Source organism: Bradyrhizobium sp. S3.3.6 (assembly GCF_040546905.1).
GTDB lineage: Bacteria > Pseudomonadota > Alphaproteobacteria > Rhizobiales > Xanthobacteraceae > Bradyrhizobium > Bradyrhizobium cytisi.
On the sequence record NZ_JBEPOT010000012.1, the window covers coordinates 154833 to 171494 of the forward strand.

The window sequence follows — 16662 nt, forward strand, 5'->3', positions numbered from 1 at the left end:
GATCTAATCCGAGCGTAACGAGATGCGCCTGTAGGTCGTGATCATCGTGTAATCCTTGCGCGGACCCGCCACGACGTGGCGAATCACAAAGCCACCATCGGCGAGGAAAGTGTAACTCGACTGATAATGGTCGAGATTGCACAGATGGCCGGCGCTTCCGTTCAAGGCGCCGTCGTCAGATGCGCACAGTGAGATCGTGTGAAACAGCCGCGGCGGAGATTCCTCGAAGAAGACCTCGAATCCGCCCTCGTGTTTGCGGAACACGTACTCGCGCTCCGCTTCAAGCTCGGTGCCGTTTTGGAGCGTCAAGCGTCCCTGCTCGCGATAAGCGAGGCGCTCCGCATCCAATGGCGTGAAGGTCGCGAGGCCCTTCATGCGCCCTTGACCTTCGATGACCCGGTCGAACGACCAGGCGCCGGCCAGCCGCGTCATCACCTGCGACGCATCATCCCAAGCATCGATCACAGTTTCGTCCATGTGCTCTGGACCCAAGCGTCCGGCCGCTCCGTGGTTTCGCAAAATCCGCGGGCCGCGCGTTCGACTTTGCCGTGCCGCTACCTATATCCCAACGACAACGCGTGTCGAGGCAGCGAGCAAGTGATGGCCAGGAGACCCACGACCGACGCCGACGACCTGCCCCGCTACTTCGTCTGGGTCCGCGGCCTCGATGGGCCCGAGCCACAGAAATGGGTCGACATGGAATTTGGCGTCGGCGACTGGAAGCGGCCACTGGTGCTCGCCTGGCTGGAGTTGCCGGCGGACGAACGGCGCCTGCCGCTGTCGATGCTGGCGCGGCGATATCCGCCGCCGACGGTGGAGACGTTTTAGGCTCGCCTCACTTGCCCCGCGCCGCGGTCGGCGTCAGGCCGAACCTGCGGCGAAAGCAGCGGTTGAAGTAAGAGAGATCGTTGAAGCCGCAGGCGAAGGCGATGTCGCTGATGCGGCCTTCGCGATGGGTCAGCAGGTCGGCCGCCTTGCGCAGGCGCAATTCGGTCAGGCGGGTGGTGAAGCTCGCGCCCGCCTCGAATAAGAGCTCGTTGACATAGCGCTCGGAAAGACCGGCCGCACCGGCGAGCTTTTGTGCGGAAAAATCCGGCTCGTGGAAGCGCGCCTCGAGGGCCGACAGCACGGTTTTCAGCCGCACCGCGCGCAGGCCTCGGCGCCGTGCCGCGGCCGCAACGTCGCTGCGGGCGCCCAAGCCAATCGCGGCGAGATCGAGCAGATGGGACGCGATCGCCATGCCGGCCTCGTCGGCGGCCGCGGGATGACGAAGCAGCAGATCGCTGTAATCCATCACCAGCGACAGCGCGCCGCCGGGCTCGAGCTCAGAGCCGACGAGGTCGTCGATATCAGCGACCATCGCGCGGAGTGAATCCACCGGCAGATGCACGTTGGTGAAACGCTTCTGGCTCGCGCCATCGGCGGCGAAGAACGGCTCGTCGAGCTTGAGCAGCACCATCGATCCAGGGCGCATGGTGAATTCGCGGCCGCGATGAACCACCTGCGAGGAACGGTCGCCGGTGTTGCGTACGAGGCAAAAGCGGTCATCGCCGGTCTCGATCACCTGGCGCTTCTCCCGTCGCACCGTGACGAAACTGCCGTCGCAGCGGCCGAGCATGGTGGTGCCGATATGGATCGAGTTCATCGTGGCGCGAAACGGCACGTCGGAGGCCGGATCGAGCTCGCCGGTGTTGGAAAAATGCTCGAACAGCTCGGCGAAACGGATGAAGCGCTGCCGGTCGGACAGACCCTGCGGCAGCATCTCGGTCGAGAGCGACTTCCTGATGACGGACATCGGTAAGGACTTCCGAAAAAGGCTTCTTCGAAAAAAAAATCGCGCAGAAAACGATTGAACCTTGCCAGCCGGGGATGAACCCGCGCTGAAGGTCGATGGTCACAGGCTACCAGTACGGCCATCTGATTCAAGCTGCGCCGGTCAGTCCAAGCCGCGGCGCATCTAGCGCCGGACAGTCCAAGACGGCCCGCCGGGCCCCGTCCTATTCAGGCTGCGGATGCGACATCCCGCCACACGCGAATCGCGTCCGGGCAACCGGGCGGCCCCAGCCTGACGCCCGCTGGAGGAGACAACGACATGCGAACCTCTCTACCCCGCAGCCTCGTGCTCGGCGGCGCCATCGCGACCAGCCTCTGCATCGGCTACGCGCTCGGCGCGCAACCGCACATGGACGAGGCGGTGGCGATCCTGCAATCGGCCCGCGCCGAGCTCGTCAAGGCCGAGCCCAACAAGGGCGGCCATCGCGAACGGGCACTGGGGCTGATCGACCAGGCGATCACCGAAGTGCGCGCCGGCATCGCTTTCGCAGCCACCCACTGACACCCAGACATCAGGGAGCAAGACGCATGATACGAACCGTGTTTGCCGCGGCGCTCGCGCTCGGCGCAATCGTCAGCTCGGCCCAGGCCATGCCGCTGGCGCCGTTTGGCGCCCAGGGCGTTGACGATGTCGTCGCGGTCGCGGGCGGCTGCGGCGCCGGCTGGCACCGCGGGCCCTATGGCGGCTGCTTGCGAAACTTCGCCAACCCCGCCGCGCATGCCTGCCCGCGCGGCTACCATATCGGCCCCGGCGGTGGCTGCCGCGGCAACGGCAAATAAGAGCCGGCCACACGGCCGCTTCGCAATAGCGGCCGCTTCGCAGACAGGAGTCATGCCCGGAGCCTGCTCCGGGCATTTCTTTTGCCGATTGTGGCGGAGATCATAGACAGCCGGAGCAGGACGGCGCAATCCTGCTTGCTACCTCAGCGCGATTGTGGGCGAAATACATCCAATACTTCTTGATGCAACCACTATTTGAAGGATGCCGCCCGAGCGGGGCTTAAGGCATCCCCAACTGAATTTTCGGAGGAGTCCATGACGCACCAGGAGGCGGCGCTGCATGGCGGTCCTGCCAAGCCGGACCATACGCACGATCATCCAGATGCCGCAGGGAATGCACCAGACGCACGCCCGCCGCGCAAGCTGGTGCTGTTCGCCGACGGCACCGGCAACGCCTTCACCACCCAGGAATCCAGTGTCTGGCGTCTCTACGAGGCGCTCGATCACACCAAGCCCGATCAGATCGCCTACTACATCAAAGGCGTCGGCACCGCCGGCTGGGCGCCGCTCGCCGCGCTCGATGGCGCCACCGGCATCGGCGTGCCCGCCAACGTCCGCAAGCTCTATCGCTTCCTGTGCTGGAACTGGCGCGAGGGCGACGAAATCTACATCTTCGGCTTCAGCCGCGGCGCCTTCACGGCGCGAACGCTGGCAGCGCTGATCGCGAGCCAGGGGCTGGTGCCGGCGGTGATCGACAAGATCGCCGTGTCGCATGCGGAGATGCAGCGCAACACGACGGCCGCCTGGCGAGAGTATCGCAAGCAATCGGTCGGCTATCGCAGCCTGCCGACGATCTGGGTCGTACGCTGGATCCGCGACGTGCTGATCTATCTCTACGATCTCGTTTTTCGGCATCGCTCTTATGCCGGCGTCCGCGAGGCCATGGACGGCCGCAAGGAGGTCAAGATCGAATTCCTCGGACTGTTCGACACGGTCGAGGCATTCGGCGTACCGATCGAGGAGCTCCGTGTCGCGATCGACTGGGCGATCTGGCCGATCTCGTTTCGAAACTACCGGCTCTCCGACAAGGTGAAGCACGCCTGTCATGCGCTCGCGCTCGATGACGAACGCACCACCTTCCATCCGTTGCGCATCGACCAGGCCGGGCTTGCCGAGGAGCAGATCGTCAAGGAGGTCTGGTTCGCGGGCTCCCATTCCGACATCGGAGGCGGCTATCCGGAATCCACGCTGTCCTTCGTGCCGTTGGTGTGGATGGCCGAGCAGCTCGGCAACCAGCTCCGCTTCCAGGGCGGAACGATCGCGCGCTTCCGCGAGTACCAGTCGGCGATCGGACCGATGCACGATTCGCGCAGCGGCGCCGGCGTGCTGTACCGCTACGGCCCGCGGCCGATCCACGACCGCGTGGAAGATGGCGGACCGCCGGTGGTGCACTTCGGCGTAGTCGAGCGCATGCTGCACGGATGCGACAATTACGCGCCGCTGATGCTTCCGGCAAATGCCAAGGTGCTGCTGCCGAACGGAGACGTGCTGCCGCTGACGCGGGACGAAACGCGCAAGGCCATGAGGTCCGCCTACGCGAAGCGGGAAGGCGATGGTCACAAGGCGGCCGAAGCCGACGCCTTCATGGCGATGAGCCCGCCGAATCCCGAGATGGCGCGGCAGGTCCTCGACACCGTGTGGTGGCGCCGCTTCGCCTATTTCTCGCTGCTGATCGCGCTCATCATCTTCGCCGCATGGCCCTGGATCGCGCGCTCGGTCGTCGGCTCGTCCAAGCAGCACGGGCTTGAGGATACCACCCTGCTCAAATGGATCACGGCGATCGACAACGGCACTAGCACGGTCGTCAAGCCGTTCGCCGATCTGCTCGCGAGCGTGCTGCCGTCCTACGCGGCACCATGGCTTGCGATCGCGCTCTATTATCCCTTCGTCACCACGGTCCTCGTCATCATCATCTTGATCGCGTGGAACAGGAATGCGGCGCTGCGCGACAGCATTCAGGAACGCGCACGCCTCGCCTGGTACCGGCCCGACCGGATGGCATCGCGAAGCCGGGTCAGCAAATCCGGCTGGTTGCTCGCGATCGGCCGCTGGATGCGACTGCATGCCTGGCCGGTGCGCATGGCCTTCACCAACGTCCTGATGCCGGCGGCCTTCCTCATCGCCATTTTCGGCTCGGGACTGCTGTTGCTGTCGCGCGGCTATCTCGACTGGCGCGCGGGCGTCGGCGACTTCTGCAAGAGCAGCGCATCGACGCATGCCGTCGGTGACACGCCGGTGACGGCGCGCGAGGGCGAATTGTTCGACGTCAGCGATTTCTGCTGGCCAAGCCGCCTCGCGGTGGAGAAGGGCCGCAAATACCGCGTCTGGATCGAGATGGCCGATCCGTGGTTCGACCGCACCATCATGACCGGCCTGAACGGCTTCAAGACGCCGCCGGATCCGACCCATCGACTCGCCGTCCCGATCCTGCGGCTGCAGGGCGCCGACTGGTTCCAGCCGGTCGTGCGGGTGGGCGCGCGCGGATCCTACGATCTGCCGCTGCAGCCCATCAACGGACTGCCGGCAAACGAGCTGCCGCGGCGGGTCAATTCGACGGTGCCGGCCTATGAGGACGAGAGCAAGGACAACTACCCGATCCATGTCGAGGACTCCCCGGAGTTCAAGACACAAGGCAGCGAATTGAATCGCGTCTGGAAGCCGTTCGGGGATTTCGAGCCGATCCCGGCCGCGGCGCTGCCGGCGGCGCGCGCGCTCTGGCGCAAGCAGGGCTTGTCCGAGCTGTTCGTCGCGGAATTCGAGGCCCCCGAGGCCGGCGAGCTGTTCTTCTACGTCAACGACGCCGTCCAGCTCTTCCCGCGGTTCATCTCCACGCGGCTCGCGCCGCGCTGGCTGGTGCCGGTCCAGGGCCGGCGCGTCCAGTTCTATAAAAACAACAGCGGAACGGCGACGATCCGGCTCCAACGGTTGCCAGCGCCCCCGCCCCCATGATTATGGGTGTCGCGCCCGCAGCGCCGCGGCTAAGCTTGCCGCGCGCGCCGCGGGGGACACGCGGCCGGGACCACGACCATGACGGACCAGGGCGAGACCGGTGAAACCATCACCATCCTCCTCGTCGAGGACGACGCACCGACCTGCTGGCGTCTTCAGGACGCGCTGGTGAAGGCTGCTTACGAGGTGCGCACGGCCGGCTCGCTCGGTGAGGCCCGCAGTGCGCTTGCCGCTAGCGCGCCGCGCGTGCTGCTGACTGATTTGCGGCTGCCCGACGGCCATGGCGTCGAGCTGATCCGCGAGACAAGACGGCGCTTTCCGGACACCGAGATCATGGTGATCTCCGCGCTGGGCGACGAGGAAAGCGTGATCTCCGCCATCACCGTCGGCGCCACCGGCTATCTGCTCAAGGACGCCTTCCCGACCGACATCGCCACCACGGTGCGCGATCTCGTCGCCGGGCATTCGCCGATCTCGGCCTCGATCGCGCGCTTCATCGTGCGGCGAACGCAGAACTCGGCGGAGCCGCCGCCCGGGCCCGCGCTCAACACCGCAAAGCTCACGCCGCGCGAGATCGACATTCTCTGGGGCATCGCCAAAGGCTTCAGCTACGCCGAGATCGCGAGCCATCTCGGCCTGTCCAGGCAGACCGTGCCCGGCCACATCAAGAACATCTATCGCAAGCTCGAGGTGCACACGCGGAGCGAAGCCGTGTTCGAGGCGGTGCAGCAGGGCCTGATCAAGCTGTGAGCGAGATTGCCGCGAAGGCACCCACGCACACCAGGCGCCGGCAGCTCATGTCACGCCTCGTGCCTTATCTGCTGCTTCAGGCGTTGATCGTGATCGCGACCTTCCTCGGGCTACGGTTACTCCAGCCTAGCGACCCCGAAGATTTCGCGCTGAGCGGATTTTCACTGAGTGAGGACGGCATAACACGCCCCGTTACGCTGCCGCATTTCACGTCATCGCGCTATTCGCTTGCAGATCCTCCGCTCTACACCGGTACCTTCACCTTCAAAAGCGGCGATGCCGGATGGTCCGTGTTCTTGCCGCGCTTCAGCAACGCCGTGGAGGTCGCCGTCAACGGCGTTGTCGTGCTCGACTCCCGCCGCGATGCCAACGCCAACCGGCCGGACCGCAACACACCGCAGATCGCTGCCATCCCCTCCTCGCTGCTGTATGACGGCAGCAACGCGATCACGGTGCGGTTGTTCGTGTGGGGGCCGCTGAAGGGCTTTCTCGACACCGTCTATGTCGGGCCGGACGCGGCCCTGCGTCCAGCCTTCGAGACCCGCACGCTGCTGTTCGTCACATTGCCGGTGGCGTTCTCGGCCTGGCAATCGATCCTCGCCGTCATCCTTGCGATCATGTGGCTGATGCGGCGGCGCGAGCCGGTCTATGGCGTGTTGGCGGCCGCGATGGTGCTGGGCGTGATCCAGGCATTCATGCCACCGCCGGTGCCGCCGACCACCGTGTCGCGGCTCGCCGGGGTGCTGCTCGCCTCGGCGCCGATCGAAAGCGCACTGATCGTCGTCTTCGGCGTGTTGTTCTTTGGCTGGCGTTGGCCTCGCTACGGCATGCTGCTGTTCGTGCCGGGGCTGGTCGTGTTCGTGATCGGCCTGATCGCTGGTCCGCCGCTACCGCGTATCCTATTCCTGTTGCTCGGTATCCCCACTGTCGGGATCAGCCTGTTCCTGATGGCCTACGTCACCGCGGCCGCATTGGTGCGGCGGCAGGATGCCGCGAGCTTCACGATCGGCTGCGCCGTGACAATCGTGCTCACCTGCTGGGTCCACGACATGCTGTCGGTATTCGAGATCGTGACCAATGAACGCACCTTCGTCTCCCGCCTGTCCTATTCGGCGATGCTGGTCGCGATCGGCGCCGGGCTGACCTGGCGCTTCGCCCGCGCGCTGAACCAGGTCGACAGCTTTGCCGGCCAGCTCGTCGCCCGCGTGCGCGAGGCCGAGGAGCGGTTGAAGGCGAGCTTTGTCCGTGAGGAGGCACGCGCGCGGGCCGCAGCCCTCGCCAACGAGCGCACGCGGCTGATGCGCGACCTGCATGACGGCCTCGGCGGCCAGCTGATCAGCATCGTCGCGCTCTCCGAGCGCGGGCAGGAGGGCGCGACCATCACCGATGCGGCGCGCGCCGCGCTGAAGGATTTGCGCCTTGTCATCGATTCCATGGAGGACATCGGCGGCGACCTCATGCTCGCGCTCGGCTCCTGGCGCGAGCGCGCCGCGATGCAGTTGCGGCCGCATGACATCGCGCTCGACTGGCGCGTGGCGACGCCACAGGGCCTGCCGCTGCACCCCGAGCTCAGGCCCTGGCATATTATCCAGATCGTGCGCATCCTGGACGAGGCGGTGACCAATGCGGTCAAGCACGCCGCCGCGCGCCACATCGCGGTTGCGATCGAGACGCGCGATGACGGCCAGGGACCGTACGGCGTGATCAGCGTCGCCGACGACGGTCACGGCTTTGCGCTTCGCGGCGATGGCCAAGCCGCAGGCGCGAGCCAGACCGCGCGCGGCCTGTGCAACATGCGAAACCGCGCCGTGCGCTGCGGCGCCGTGCTCGATCTGAGCTCGGATGCTTCCGGCACGCGGGTGCGGCTGCAATTGCCGCAGGTCTTTCCCGACAGCGACGCGGCCACGGGCTGAAAAGCCCCCTCCCCGGGCGCATGGGACGTGCGGAGAGAGGGATCGGGCCGGGATGTTGGCCTTGCGAAGGACGGGGGTTCGTTCGCAGGCTCCCTTGGCCCGAAAGAATGCGATCAACTCAATGGAACGAGACCGTCAGCGCACGCCGACGCGATTGACCGGGCCGCCGCGATTCATCGGCGTGCCGGCCCGAACGCCGACGCCGGGCGCGCCCACGCCGGGCGTTGCCACGGCCGCAGCCGCAACGGGTGCTCCAACCACCACCGCCGCGGTCGGCCGCACCACGCAGCCCTTGGGCACGCCGACCGTCTTGCAATAGACCACCGCCTGCGCCGGGCTCGTGCCTAGCGACACCATGGCCGCGCCCGCCAGCATCATCATCGTCAGCCCGGCGCTCAGCGCTCCCATTGTTTTCGACATCTTGCTCTCCTGCTTCCCGTTCGGCGCCCGATGCAATCACCGGGTCTCGCAGCCGACGTGCAGCCTCAATGGCAAAAGACACCGCGCCAAGACATGCCATGAAGATGGGGGTGCGGCGTCCGAGCCACCGAGCCGATGCCATGAACATGGCATGGACCGGCCATGGATCTCCGCGAGATGGTCCGGCGCGCCCGATCCCGAGCGGGATCCATCACAATTCCAAAGAGGTGCTTTATGAAGACTTCAGTTCTTGCCGCGCTGCTGCTCGCCGCCGCCCTGCCCGCCACGGCGCAATCCGGCCCCACGCCGCAGGAGCAGATGGCCTGCCGCGGCGACGCCAGCAAATTCTGCGCCGAGCACATCGGCAAGCCGCCGCAGATGAACGCCTGCCTGCGCGAGAACAAGGCCAAGCTTTCGGACAGCTGCCGCAAGGTGGTGGAGTCGCGTGGGGGGTGAGCGAGCCCGCGGTTCACCCTCCCAGGAGCGGGAACAACGTAGCCGTCGCGGTGGGAATCACGCCCTAACCGTTGGAACGATCCTTTTCCGGCGAGATCTTGTTGGCTTCGTCGCGCGCCTTGCGCGCCGCTTCATCGGTGATCTCACGAGGCGTCGGCGCGCGGCCGGGCTTCGCGCCCGATTCCGCGTCGCGGATCGTCGAACGCAACTCTTCGGCCCTCCGCTTGCGGGCCTTCTCGTCGTCATCCGCGCTCATGCGTGTCACCTCCATCGGCGCTCCAGTTCACACCAAGCTAATGGCATCTGGAGCGCCGACAAGGCCTCAGGAACCGCTGACCGCCTTGATCGCTTCCCGCAATGCGGCCGCGCGGCTCGTGAACGGATCGTCCTTTGCAGGCTTGCCCTTGAGTGCGCGCATGGATTGTTTGGCGCTGGGGCTGCCCTTGTCGAGCGCTTTGGCGCGACTTGCCTCAGTACATCGGTCGATGGCCGCGCGAACGTTGGTGCCTGTGAGCTTGAGGCCCTCGATCGGTCCATCAGCCGCCTTTGCACCTCCAAACCAGTTGCGCTGCCACCAGGTCTTTGTCGACGGCACGTACCAGCTCAAGTAGCCGTCCTTCAGGACCTGCCGCGGTTCCTTCAGCGATCCGGTGTAGCTGTAGCGGACGCCCGCCGCGGGCATCGGATCGAAATAGTTCGGCGTATAGAAGTCCGAGACCTGGATGCCGTTGATGGTGTAGGCGCAATCCGCCGCCTCGCAGGGATCGCAGACTTCGACCAGGAAGTTGACCCGTCCTTGGCTCTTGACTGGCGACTCGCCGGCAACCGTGCGGCGGCCGAATGGATCGGCGAGCATCTCCAGGCATTCGTGGCTGGCTGTCAGCGACCAGGAGCGATCGTACATGACCAGCGAGAACGGCTGGCCGTGCTTGTCCTCATGGTAGCCCGCAGCCGAAGGATCGCCGATGTCGTCCTTGATGATGATCGGCCAATAATCCAGCGGCACGTCTTCCAGATGTTCATAGGCGGCGACATCGGCGTTGATTTTCCAGATCGGCCCGAAATCGCGCGAAACCTGCTTGGACAGAGCGCCGGCGACCTTAGCCAGCTCGGCCGGCTTAATCTTCGATTCTTCGGAAACAAGTGCAACATGGGCTGTCAGCATGAATGGCTCCAATGAGTTCGTTACGATCAAAATTTGGAGGCGCGGGGCGTTCCGAGAGGATTAAAATTCATTGCGCCGAAAATACTGCGAGTGCGCCGCACAACCATAGAGAAACATCTAGATAATATTCAATTTCACAAGCAGATGCAATCGGCCTTTGCTGCCCTCTCCGGACAGTTGCGATGGACAACGGACGTATCCGCGCCGAGAACCGGACGGCACACCGGTTTGGAGCGGCCCTCTAGTTCGTCAGCCCATAGACGTCGAGCTGGCCGTTATAGGTCGGGCGATAGATGCGGCCCTTCCAGACGATCGGGCGGTTGAACTTGGGATGCATGAAGGCGTGCTCTGGACCCCAGTTCTCGCTGTCCCAGATCGCCTGAAGCCGCTTCGAGCCATCCGGATTCGTCGCAAAATTCTGCGCGTCGTAGACCAGGAAACGTCCGGGGCTCAGCATCATGTTGCTGTCCTTGTAGGGGACCATTGCGACGATGATGGCATCAGCGCCGTTGTTGGCCGCGAGCGTGATGCTCCAGCCGGGCATGCCGCCCGATGGACGCGGCGATTGCGGCGAGGCGATCTCGTTGGATCCGGCGAGATAGGTCGAGGTCCCGTCGGCCGCGATCGACCACGCCCGCAGCGCGCTGTTCTCGCCGCCGACGACATGCATTACGCCATGCATGGAGGACGAAAACAGCAGCGGCGTGCCATGCAGATGCCGCGTCGCGCCGCCCGGCCACAGATTCAGCTCCATCGGCGAGGCCGGCGCCGGCGGCACGGTGGGATCGAAGAACGTATAGAGGATCGGCGGCATCTTGAGCTTGGCATAGTTGGCGGCAAAGTGACCGGCCTGAAGATCGCCCGGTTGCGTGTCCCCAAGCACCGCGGCATTGCCGGTGTAGAGAATGCCGTCCTTTCCCGCCGCAAGCACGGCGTGAGCCGATGCGACATAGACCGGCCCGCCCGAGCCGAAGTCCTGGTCGCTCCATGCCGATTCCTTCATCGCCGCCAGGTGATGCGCCACGACCGGCGCGATCTGTGCATCCATTGCGTCGGGCCCAGACGTCACCGCGACATGCGCCGTCTCGCGCGCATGAAGCGGCGTGAGCGCCATTCCCATCCGCTTGGCATGGCCGATCACCGCGGTCAGCGAGACATTCGACGGCAGCGCGTGCGCATCGTCATCGTCGTCGAGCAGCTCCGCAGCCGCGGCGCCGACCCGGTTGGCATCTGTCCACGGCGTCCACCACGACAGCACCTCGAAATGCGCGAGAGGTCCGGTGTGCAAGGCCAGCCGCACCACACTCTCGCCGAAATCGCCTTGGTGCGGCGAGAACGCGCCGTTGCCGGTGATGACATAGATCGAGCCGTCGAGGGCAATGGCGGGGCCGGCCCCGCTCTGCCACAGCCCGCCGCCGGAGCCGGTCACGGTGGAGCACCATGCGGCCGCAATATGCCAGTCATGGACGTCAACCGCGATCAGCCAGCCCCGCGCCGCCGCCGAGGTCTCCCTGACCGTGCCGAAGGGAATCAGCACGTGGTTCTGCGTCAGCGTCAGTGCGCTGCGTTGCTTGCGCTGGATCGAGACGAATTTCTGCACGGGCAGGCCACCCGGCGGGGTGTAGACCGCGCCCTCCAGATTCAACAGCTTGTCATGTACCTTCGAGCCGTCGCTGATCCGCAAGTCCGCGAGAAAATGCTGGGCCCTGGCAACGCTGCCATCATCGCTGATCCAGGCGCAGGCATAGAGAATGCCGGTGGCTTCGTCGATCACGGGGGTCGAGAGGATCCCCCAATCGACATTGGTCATGTGACCGTCGATGGCCGGCGTTCCGACGATGGGACGGCCGAGATTCGTCGCCCAGATTTTTTCGCCGGTGACCGCATCGAAGGCGTAGACCCAGTTGCCCATGGTGGCCTGGAAGATCAGGTCGCGGGTCTTGCCATCAGGTGTGTGCACGCCGCCGACAGCGAGCGGCTGCGCCTCGAGCCGGGGATCGTCGGGAATAGGAATGCTGAAGAGCTTTGCGATGCCCTTGGTCCGGACGGCGGTCGCCGTCAGTACCGTCTCGGCATTGGTCGCGCCGGTCCTGGCCAGATTATAGCTACGGGTGGTGACGGAGGCGGCCATGGTCAGGCTCCCCAGGCAAGGAGGCTTCCGGCCGCGATCAGGCTGGCCGCAGCAAGTGGTCGCGCATCGCGCAAGCCTGCGCGGCACCAGCTCAGCACGACGGCTCCGCAGGCAAAGCCGAGTCCGGCCATGATCGCGCTCGACAGCGCCGCAAGGGCCGGCGCATCGCCCGTGCGCGACACGACATTGTCGATCGCCAGCAGCGGCGGCAACACATAGAGCCATCCCGGTGCATTCACGAGACGTTGCGCGATGGGCAGTCCGACGAGAAGCGCCGCACCGCTCGCCATCAGCAGCATCGCTGCAAGCCCACCTGCGGGCGGCAGGCTGACGCCGAGTGCCGAGCCGAGCCCGTCGCACAGGCCGAACATCAGTGCGAGCGGCAGCACATGCCGCCCCGGCACGACGAAAGACAGCGCAAAGGCGGCAATGAGGCTGTCGGCGGACGTCCACAACAGATGCAATGACATTGGGATCCTCTCAAACGATTTGTGGAGCAAGGTAGGTGACGTCGACGGAAAACGGCGCGCCGTGCTCCGGCAACTGCCGGCCCGCGACGCGAATATGATGCTCGCCGGTCGCGCCGGCCGTTCCTTCCGCGCTGACATGGTCGCCGCTGCAGACGGCCTCGACCACACTGTGCCCTTGCGCATCGGTGACGGTGACCTTGAGCGAGCCATCTGCCGGCACGCCGTGGCGATCAAGGCTGACCTCGATGACGATCCTGCTGCCCTGCTCCACCCAGATCCGCGCCGGCTCGGTCTCGGCATTGCTGGCCGGCAGCGTGTCGAGATCGGCGGCGCCGAAGATCGTTTGCGTGGTGTGACGGGGATGGCGGATGGACGCGAGATTCAGGCCCGCGCGCGAGAAGCACAGATAGCTCTGGCCCTTGCTGAAGACGTTGCTCGGGATCGTGAAGCTTGCGACACCGTTTCCGTCGGTCCGGATATCGTCGTGATGACCGCTATAGTCGTGCAATTGCACGTTGGCCCCGAACGCGGTCTGGCAGCTGATTGTGCGCGCATTCATGGTGTCGAAGTTCAACGCGGTCAGCAGGCCGGGCGCGCCGATCCTGTTGAGCACGATCACCTTGTCATCGAGAAGGCGGCCGCTGGTCGGCCCATTGGCAAGGTGCTCGTGGATCCAGACCAGATTGTCGATCCACGGCTTCAGCCCGTAGGCGCCGGGCCAGACGCTGGACGGGAAATAATCCTTGCCGTAGACGAACGGGTAGCCCTCGACCGACAGCAGGAAGGCGTAGGCCAGAAGCTTGTTGCTGATGACTTGCTGACCCGGCGAGGTATCGGTATCAGGATTGTCAACGAAGGTGCACGTGAGATCGGGACGCCAGCTCGTATAGCCGGCGCCGTCCAAGGCCCGCGCATTGCCGCCGTCGCAGGCGGATTGCAGCGCCCAATGCATCGGGAAATCGGCGACCAGCGACCGGCCATTGAGCGGCGGCTGCGTCGCCCAGCCGTTGAGGATCGCGCGATTGCCGTCGAAATACTCCGAATAGAAGAACTTCGAGGCCATCACGCCATGGGTCATGAACTCGCGCACGAACGGCGCCCAGGTGCCCTTGACGTCGTCGAAGCGTGCGCCGTCCGCGCCGGTGGTGCGGAACACCCATTCGCCGAAGTCGAGCGCATCCTCGATCGTGACGCGCGGCGGCCGGCAGCGCTGGTAGGACAGCTCGCGACCGAACGGAAAATCGTTGGGCGGGCTCGGCACGTCGTCATCGGGCAGATCGTCCGGCGGCACGCCGCGAAACCAGCCGGGCGAGGTGGCGTGCCGTCCGTTCAGCGACTGCCCGTCCGCGCCGAGATAGCGGAACACGCCGGGGCCGCCATTCTCGCCGCTGCGTTGATGCAGAACGAGATCGAGATAGACGTCGATATCGCAGGCATGCGCGACGGCGACCAGACGCGTCAGCGACGCCCTGGTGCCGTAGCGCGTGGCGACCGAGCCTTGCTGGCTCTTGCTGCCGATGTCGCGGGGATCGAACACGCCATAGCCGTCACAGCCCGGCCCGGCACCGCCTTGCGCCTTCGACGTCGGCGGCAGCTGGATTGCGGTGAAGCCGACATTGCGCAGTGCGCGAACATGCGTTGCGAGGAAATCGAGCAGCCAGGGTGCGCCGCGCCCGTCGACCGGCGCAGGCACGGTCACGCGTTCGCCGTGCGGACCGAAGAAGCGTCCCCAAGCTAGCAGCGCTACTCCCATGACGCGGCCTCTGTCTGGCGGCGTCAATCATGCCTTGGACGGAGATCATCCGGAAGTTGAAATTTACGGCAAGCGCTGCCACAGAACGAACCGCCGCTCACGTTCGCGTGCGCGGCGACGCTGCGTCAGGTGCTAATCGTCGTCGGGGCCGAACAGCATGAAGCCACCGCGCGGACGGCGGGTAACATCGCGCGCATAGGAATCCTCGCGAATGTTGCGCGCGACATCATCCCAGTCGGTCAGATCGCGCCCGCCGCGTGCATCACGCGTGTCATAATGGCGTCGCTCGGCCCAGCGCTCACGACGCTCCGCACGTCGCCGCTCGGACGCGGCGCGCCGCACGTCAGAATCCCTGGCCTTGGCATAGGTGCTGTCAGGTGAGGATGCCGGTTCGGTCGAAGCCTGTTGCTCGACGGGTTTTGTCGCTTGCGGAGGCGACGCAGGCACCGGCTTGGGCGGCTCGACCGCGGCCGTTGCCTGGGGAGGCGGCGGTGCGGCCGGCTGGGCATCGATCTGAGGACTCTGAGCGTCGGGCTTCACGTCGGGTTTGGCTTCAGCCTGCGCGGGCGCCGCGATCATCGCGCCAAAACTTTGCGATCCAGTGAGATATTGCACGCGCTCCGATGGCGCGTTTGTCGTGACCGGCGCGGCGGCTTCCGCGTGTTGCGCTATCTTGCCGGCATCCGGCCCCTGCTTGGGCGCGATCGGCTGCATGATATCGCCGGCGACGATGCCGCCGCCGAGACCAATGGCGATGGCGGCGACAATCGATCCGGCGCCGACGAAATAGGCTGTCGAGGCGCGCATTGGTCCTCTCCCTGTTTGGAGCGGGCAACGCCTGTTGATTACCGGATGTTCCTGACGAGAGTGCGGTTCCTCTAAGGAACCCAAACCTCAGATTTGCTGCGCGACGTTCTCGAGTCCGATGATGCGGGCGAGCTTGCGCACTTCTTCCTTCTGGTCGTCACGCAGCTGGAACAGCAGCGGCATCGCGGCCGACTTCAACTGCTGAACCTCGTCGCAGTTCGGATCGATCTGCACGTTCGGCCCGTTGGGATTGGAGAGCTTGTTGGCCGAGATCTTGCGGGCGACGTTGCGCAGCGCAGACTCGACCGAGGGCCAGTAATATTCCTGCGACGACGACAGCTTCAAGCGATCCCTGATGCCGGATATCTGCACCTCGGAGAGCAGCGAATAGGTCTTTTGCGGCTGCGGCTTCGCGACGGCCTTCGGCTTCGGTGCAGCCTCGATGGCGGCGGTAGTTTCCGCCGCAGCGGGCGCCTCATTCACGTTCGGCGATGAATTTGTCGATGCACTTGTCGATGAACCTGTCTTGGCCGTCGGGAAATCGGACGGGGTGGCGGCAGCAAAAGCCTGGCGCAGCGGTTCGATCAGCGCGGGGGCCTGAGACAGTCTGTCAGCGGGAACCTGCACCGGATCGATCGCGGCCGAGGCCAGCGCCAGCGTCGGAACCAGCCGGTCGGCCTTGGCGGCGCGGTTGGCGGCGACCGGCTTGGCCGGGGCCTGCGTCATCATCTCGGCGCTGACGCTGGGCACGCTGTCACGGCCGAGAATGGCAGTGGTGGCGGCACCGAGGACGAGGAAACAGGTCAGCACAATGATGGTGATGGCTCTGGACAAACGTCTCTCCGGAAGGACCGCTTCACGATGTTGTCAACGGTGCCCGGGAAAAGGGCACGAATTAAGGCTCGAGTGTGCCTTTGCGGCGACAATCACCCTGCCTGCAACGACAAGGCCGAAGAGCCAAATGAAATCAGGCAGCTGCGGCCAGATCGTAGGCGTCCTGGATGTCGGCGACGATCTCGGAAGCCTCCCAGACGGCCCGCGGCTCGACCGATTGCAGCGTCACCGTCCAATTGCCGCCCCGGCGGGTGCGGGGGACGCTGAGGATGTCGAAGCGGACATTGCGGCAGAACGGGTGGCGGGCCAGCGCATGAGCGACGCGGACGCGGATCTCGTCCAGCGTTACGGCTCTCTTGCTGTTGAGAAAATCGAAATCCATCGCCTGTCCCTCCCGTTCC

Annotated in this window: 18 protein-coding genes; 7 read left to right on the top strand and 11 right to left on the bottom strand. The window is 65.4% G+C overall.

Going from position 1 to position 16662, the window contains the following annotated elements:
- Window positions 1-3 precede the first annotated feature (3 nt).
- On the bottom strand, window positions 4-432 hold the full coding sequence (locus ABID59_RS29035) for a DUF6314 family protein (protein WP_354085632.1): 429 nt from the start codon (window positions 430-432) through the stop codon (window positions 4-6).
- A 168-nt stretch (window positions 433-600) separates the two neighbouring features.
- Between ABID59_RS29035 and ABID59_RS29040 the strand changes: the two genes are divergently transcribed.
- Entirely contained in the window at window positions 601-828 is a 228-nt protein-coding gene (locus ABID59_RS29040) for a hypothetical protein (protein ID WP_354085633.1), read from the top strand.
- A gap of 7 nt (window positions 829-835) precedes the next feature.
- On the opposite strand, the gene ABID59_RS29045 is transcribed toward ABID59_RS29040, so the two are convergent.
- Window positions 836-1795 (bottom strand): helix-turn-helix transcriptional regulator, encoded by a 960-nt coding sequence (locus ABID59_RS29045; protein ID WP_354085634.1) that lies wholly within the window; start codon window positions 1793-1795, stop codon window positions 836-838.
- A 297-nt stretch (window positions 1796-2092) separates the two neighbouring features.
- On the opposite strand from ABID59_RS29045, the gene ABID59_RS29050 reads away from it, so the two are divergent.
- From ABID59_RS29050 to ABID59_RS29070, 5 genes are all read left to right on the top strand, one after another.
- Window positions 2093-2335, top strand: coding sequence for a hypothetical protein (locus ABID59_RS29050; protein WP_148755338.1), 243 nt, complete (start codon window positions 2093-2095; stop codon window positions 2333-2335).
- Window positions 2336-2361: 26 nt separating this feature from the next.
- Complete coding sequence (locus ABID59_RS29055) at window positions 2362-2613, top strand: GCG_CRPN prefix-to-repeats domain-containing protein (protein WP_354032469.1); 252 nt, start codon at window positions 2362-2364, stop codon at window positions 2611-2613.
- 255 nt (window positions 2614-2868) lie between these two features.
- On the top strand, window positions 2869-5562 hold the full coding sequence (locus ABID59_RS29060; protein WP_354085635.1) for a T6SS phospholipase effector Tle1-like catalytic domain-containing protein: 2694 nt from the start codon (window positions 2869-2871) through the stop codon (window positions 5560-5562).
- A gap of 78 nt (window positions 5563-5640) precedes the next feature.
- On the top strand, window positions 5641-6312 hold the full coding sequence (locus ABID59_RS29065) for a response regulator (RefSeq protein ID WP_354032471.1): 672 nt from the start codon (window positions 5641-5643) through the stop codon (window positions 6310-6312).
- The gene (locus ABID59_RS29070; protein ID WP_354085636.1) at window positions 6309-8225 is read left to right on the top strand and encodes a sensor histidine kinase; all 1917 of its coding nucleotides are present in this window, start codon (window positions 6309-6311) and stop codon (window positions 8223-8225) included. Before ABID59_RS29065 ends, ABID59_RS29070 begins: the two co-directional genes overlap by 4 nt.
- Before the next feature lie 135 nt (window positions 8226-8360).
- Here the strand turns inward: ABID59_RS29070 and ABID59_RS29075 are convergent, their stop codons facing one another.
- Window positions 8361-8645 carry a hypothetical protein gene (locus ABID59_RS29075; RefSeq protein WP_354085637.1) on the bottom strand — a complete coding sequence of 95 codons (285 nt, stop codon included), beginning with the start codon at window positions 8643-8645 and terminating at the stop codon, window positions 8361-8363.
- Window positions 8646-8879: 234 nt separating this feature from the next.
- Between ABID59_RS29075 and ABID59_RS29080 the strand changes: the two genes are divergently transcribed.
- Window positions 8880-9101, top strand: a complete 222-nt coding sequence (locus ABID59_RS29080) for a cysteine rich repeat-containing protein (RefSeq protein WP_148755344.1) — start codon at window positions 8880-8882, stop codon at window positions 9099-9101.
- A 64-nt stretch (window positions 9102-9165) separates the two neighbouring features.
- Here the strand turns inward: ABID59_RS29080 and ABID59_RS29085 are convergent, their stop codons facing one another.
- From ABID59_RS29085 to ABID59_RS29120, 8 genes are all read right to left on the bottom strand, one after another.
- Window positions 9166-9357 (bottom strand): hypothetical protein, encoded by a 192-nt coding sequence (locus tag ABID59_RS29085; protein ID WP_148749969.1) that lies wholly within the window; start codon window positions 9355-9357, stop codon window positions 9166-9168.
- Window positions 9358-9423: 66 nt separating this feature from the next.
- On the bottom strand, window positions 9424-10266 hold the full coding sequence (locus ABID59_RS29090) for a hypothetical protein (protein WP_148749968.1): 843 nt from the start codon (window positions 10264-10266) through the stop codon (window positions 9424-9426).
- 241 nt (window positions 10267-10507) lie between these two features.
- On the bottom strand, window positions 10508-12397 hold the full coding sequence (locus ABID59_RS37475) for a PQQ-binding-like beta-propeller repeat protein (protein ID WP_502916835.1): 1890 nt from the start codon (window positions 12395-12397) through the stop codon (window positions 10508-10510).
- A 2-nt stretch (window positions 12398-12399) separates the two neighbouring features.
- Window positions 12400-12867 carry a hypothetical protein gene (locus tag ABID59_RS29100; protein ID WP_354085638.1) on the bottom strand — a complete coding sequence of 156 codons (468 nt, stop codon included), beginning with the start codon at window positions 12865-12867 and terminating at the stop codon, window positions 12400-12402.
- A 10-nt stretch (window positions 12868-12877) separates the two neighbouring features.
- Complete coding sequence (locus ABID59_RS29105; protein ID WP_354085639.1) at window positions 12878-14620, bottom strand: alpha-amylase family protein; 1743 nt, start codon at window positions 14618-14620, stop codon at window positions 12878-12880.
- Window positions 14621-14752: 132 nt separating this feature from the next.
- Window positions 14753-15427 carry a hypothetical protein gene (locus tag ABID59_RS29110; RefSeq protein ID WP_354085640.1) on the bottom strand — a complete coding sequence of 225 codons (675 nt, stop codon included), beginning with the start codon at window positions 15425-15427 and terminating at the stop codon, window positions 14753-14755.
- Between the two features lie 87 nt (window positions 15428-15514).
- A complete protein-coding gene (locus ABID59_RS29115; protein ID WP_354085641.1) occupies window positions 15515-16261 on the bottom strand; it encodes a hypothetical protein in 747 nt (248 codons plus the stop codon).
- Between the two features lie 133 nt (window positions 16262-16394).
- Window positions 16395-16643 carry a hypothetical protein gene (locus ABID59_RS29120; protein ID WP_354032476.1) on the bottom strand — a complete coding sequence of 83 codons (249 nt, stop codon included), beginning with the start codon at window positions 16641-16643 and terminating at the stop codon, window positions 16395-16397.
- Between the last annotated feature and the right edge of the window lie 19 nt (window positions 16644-16662).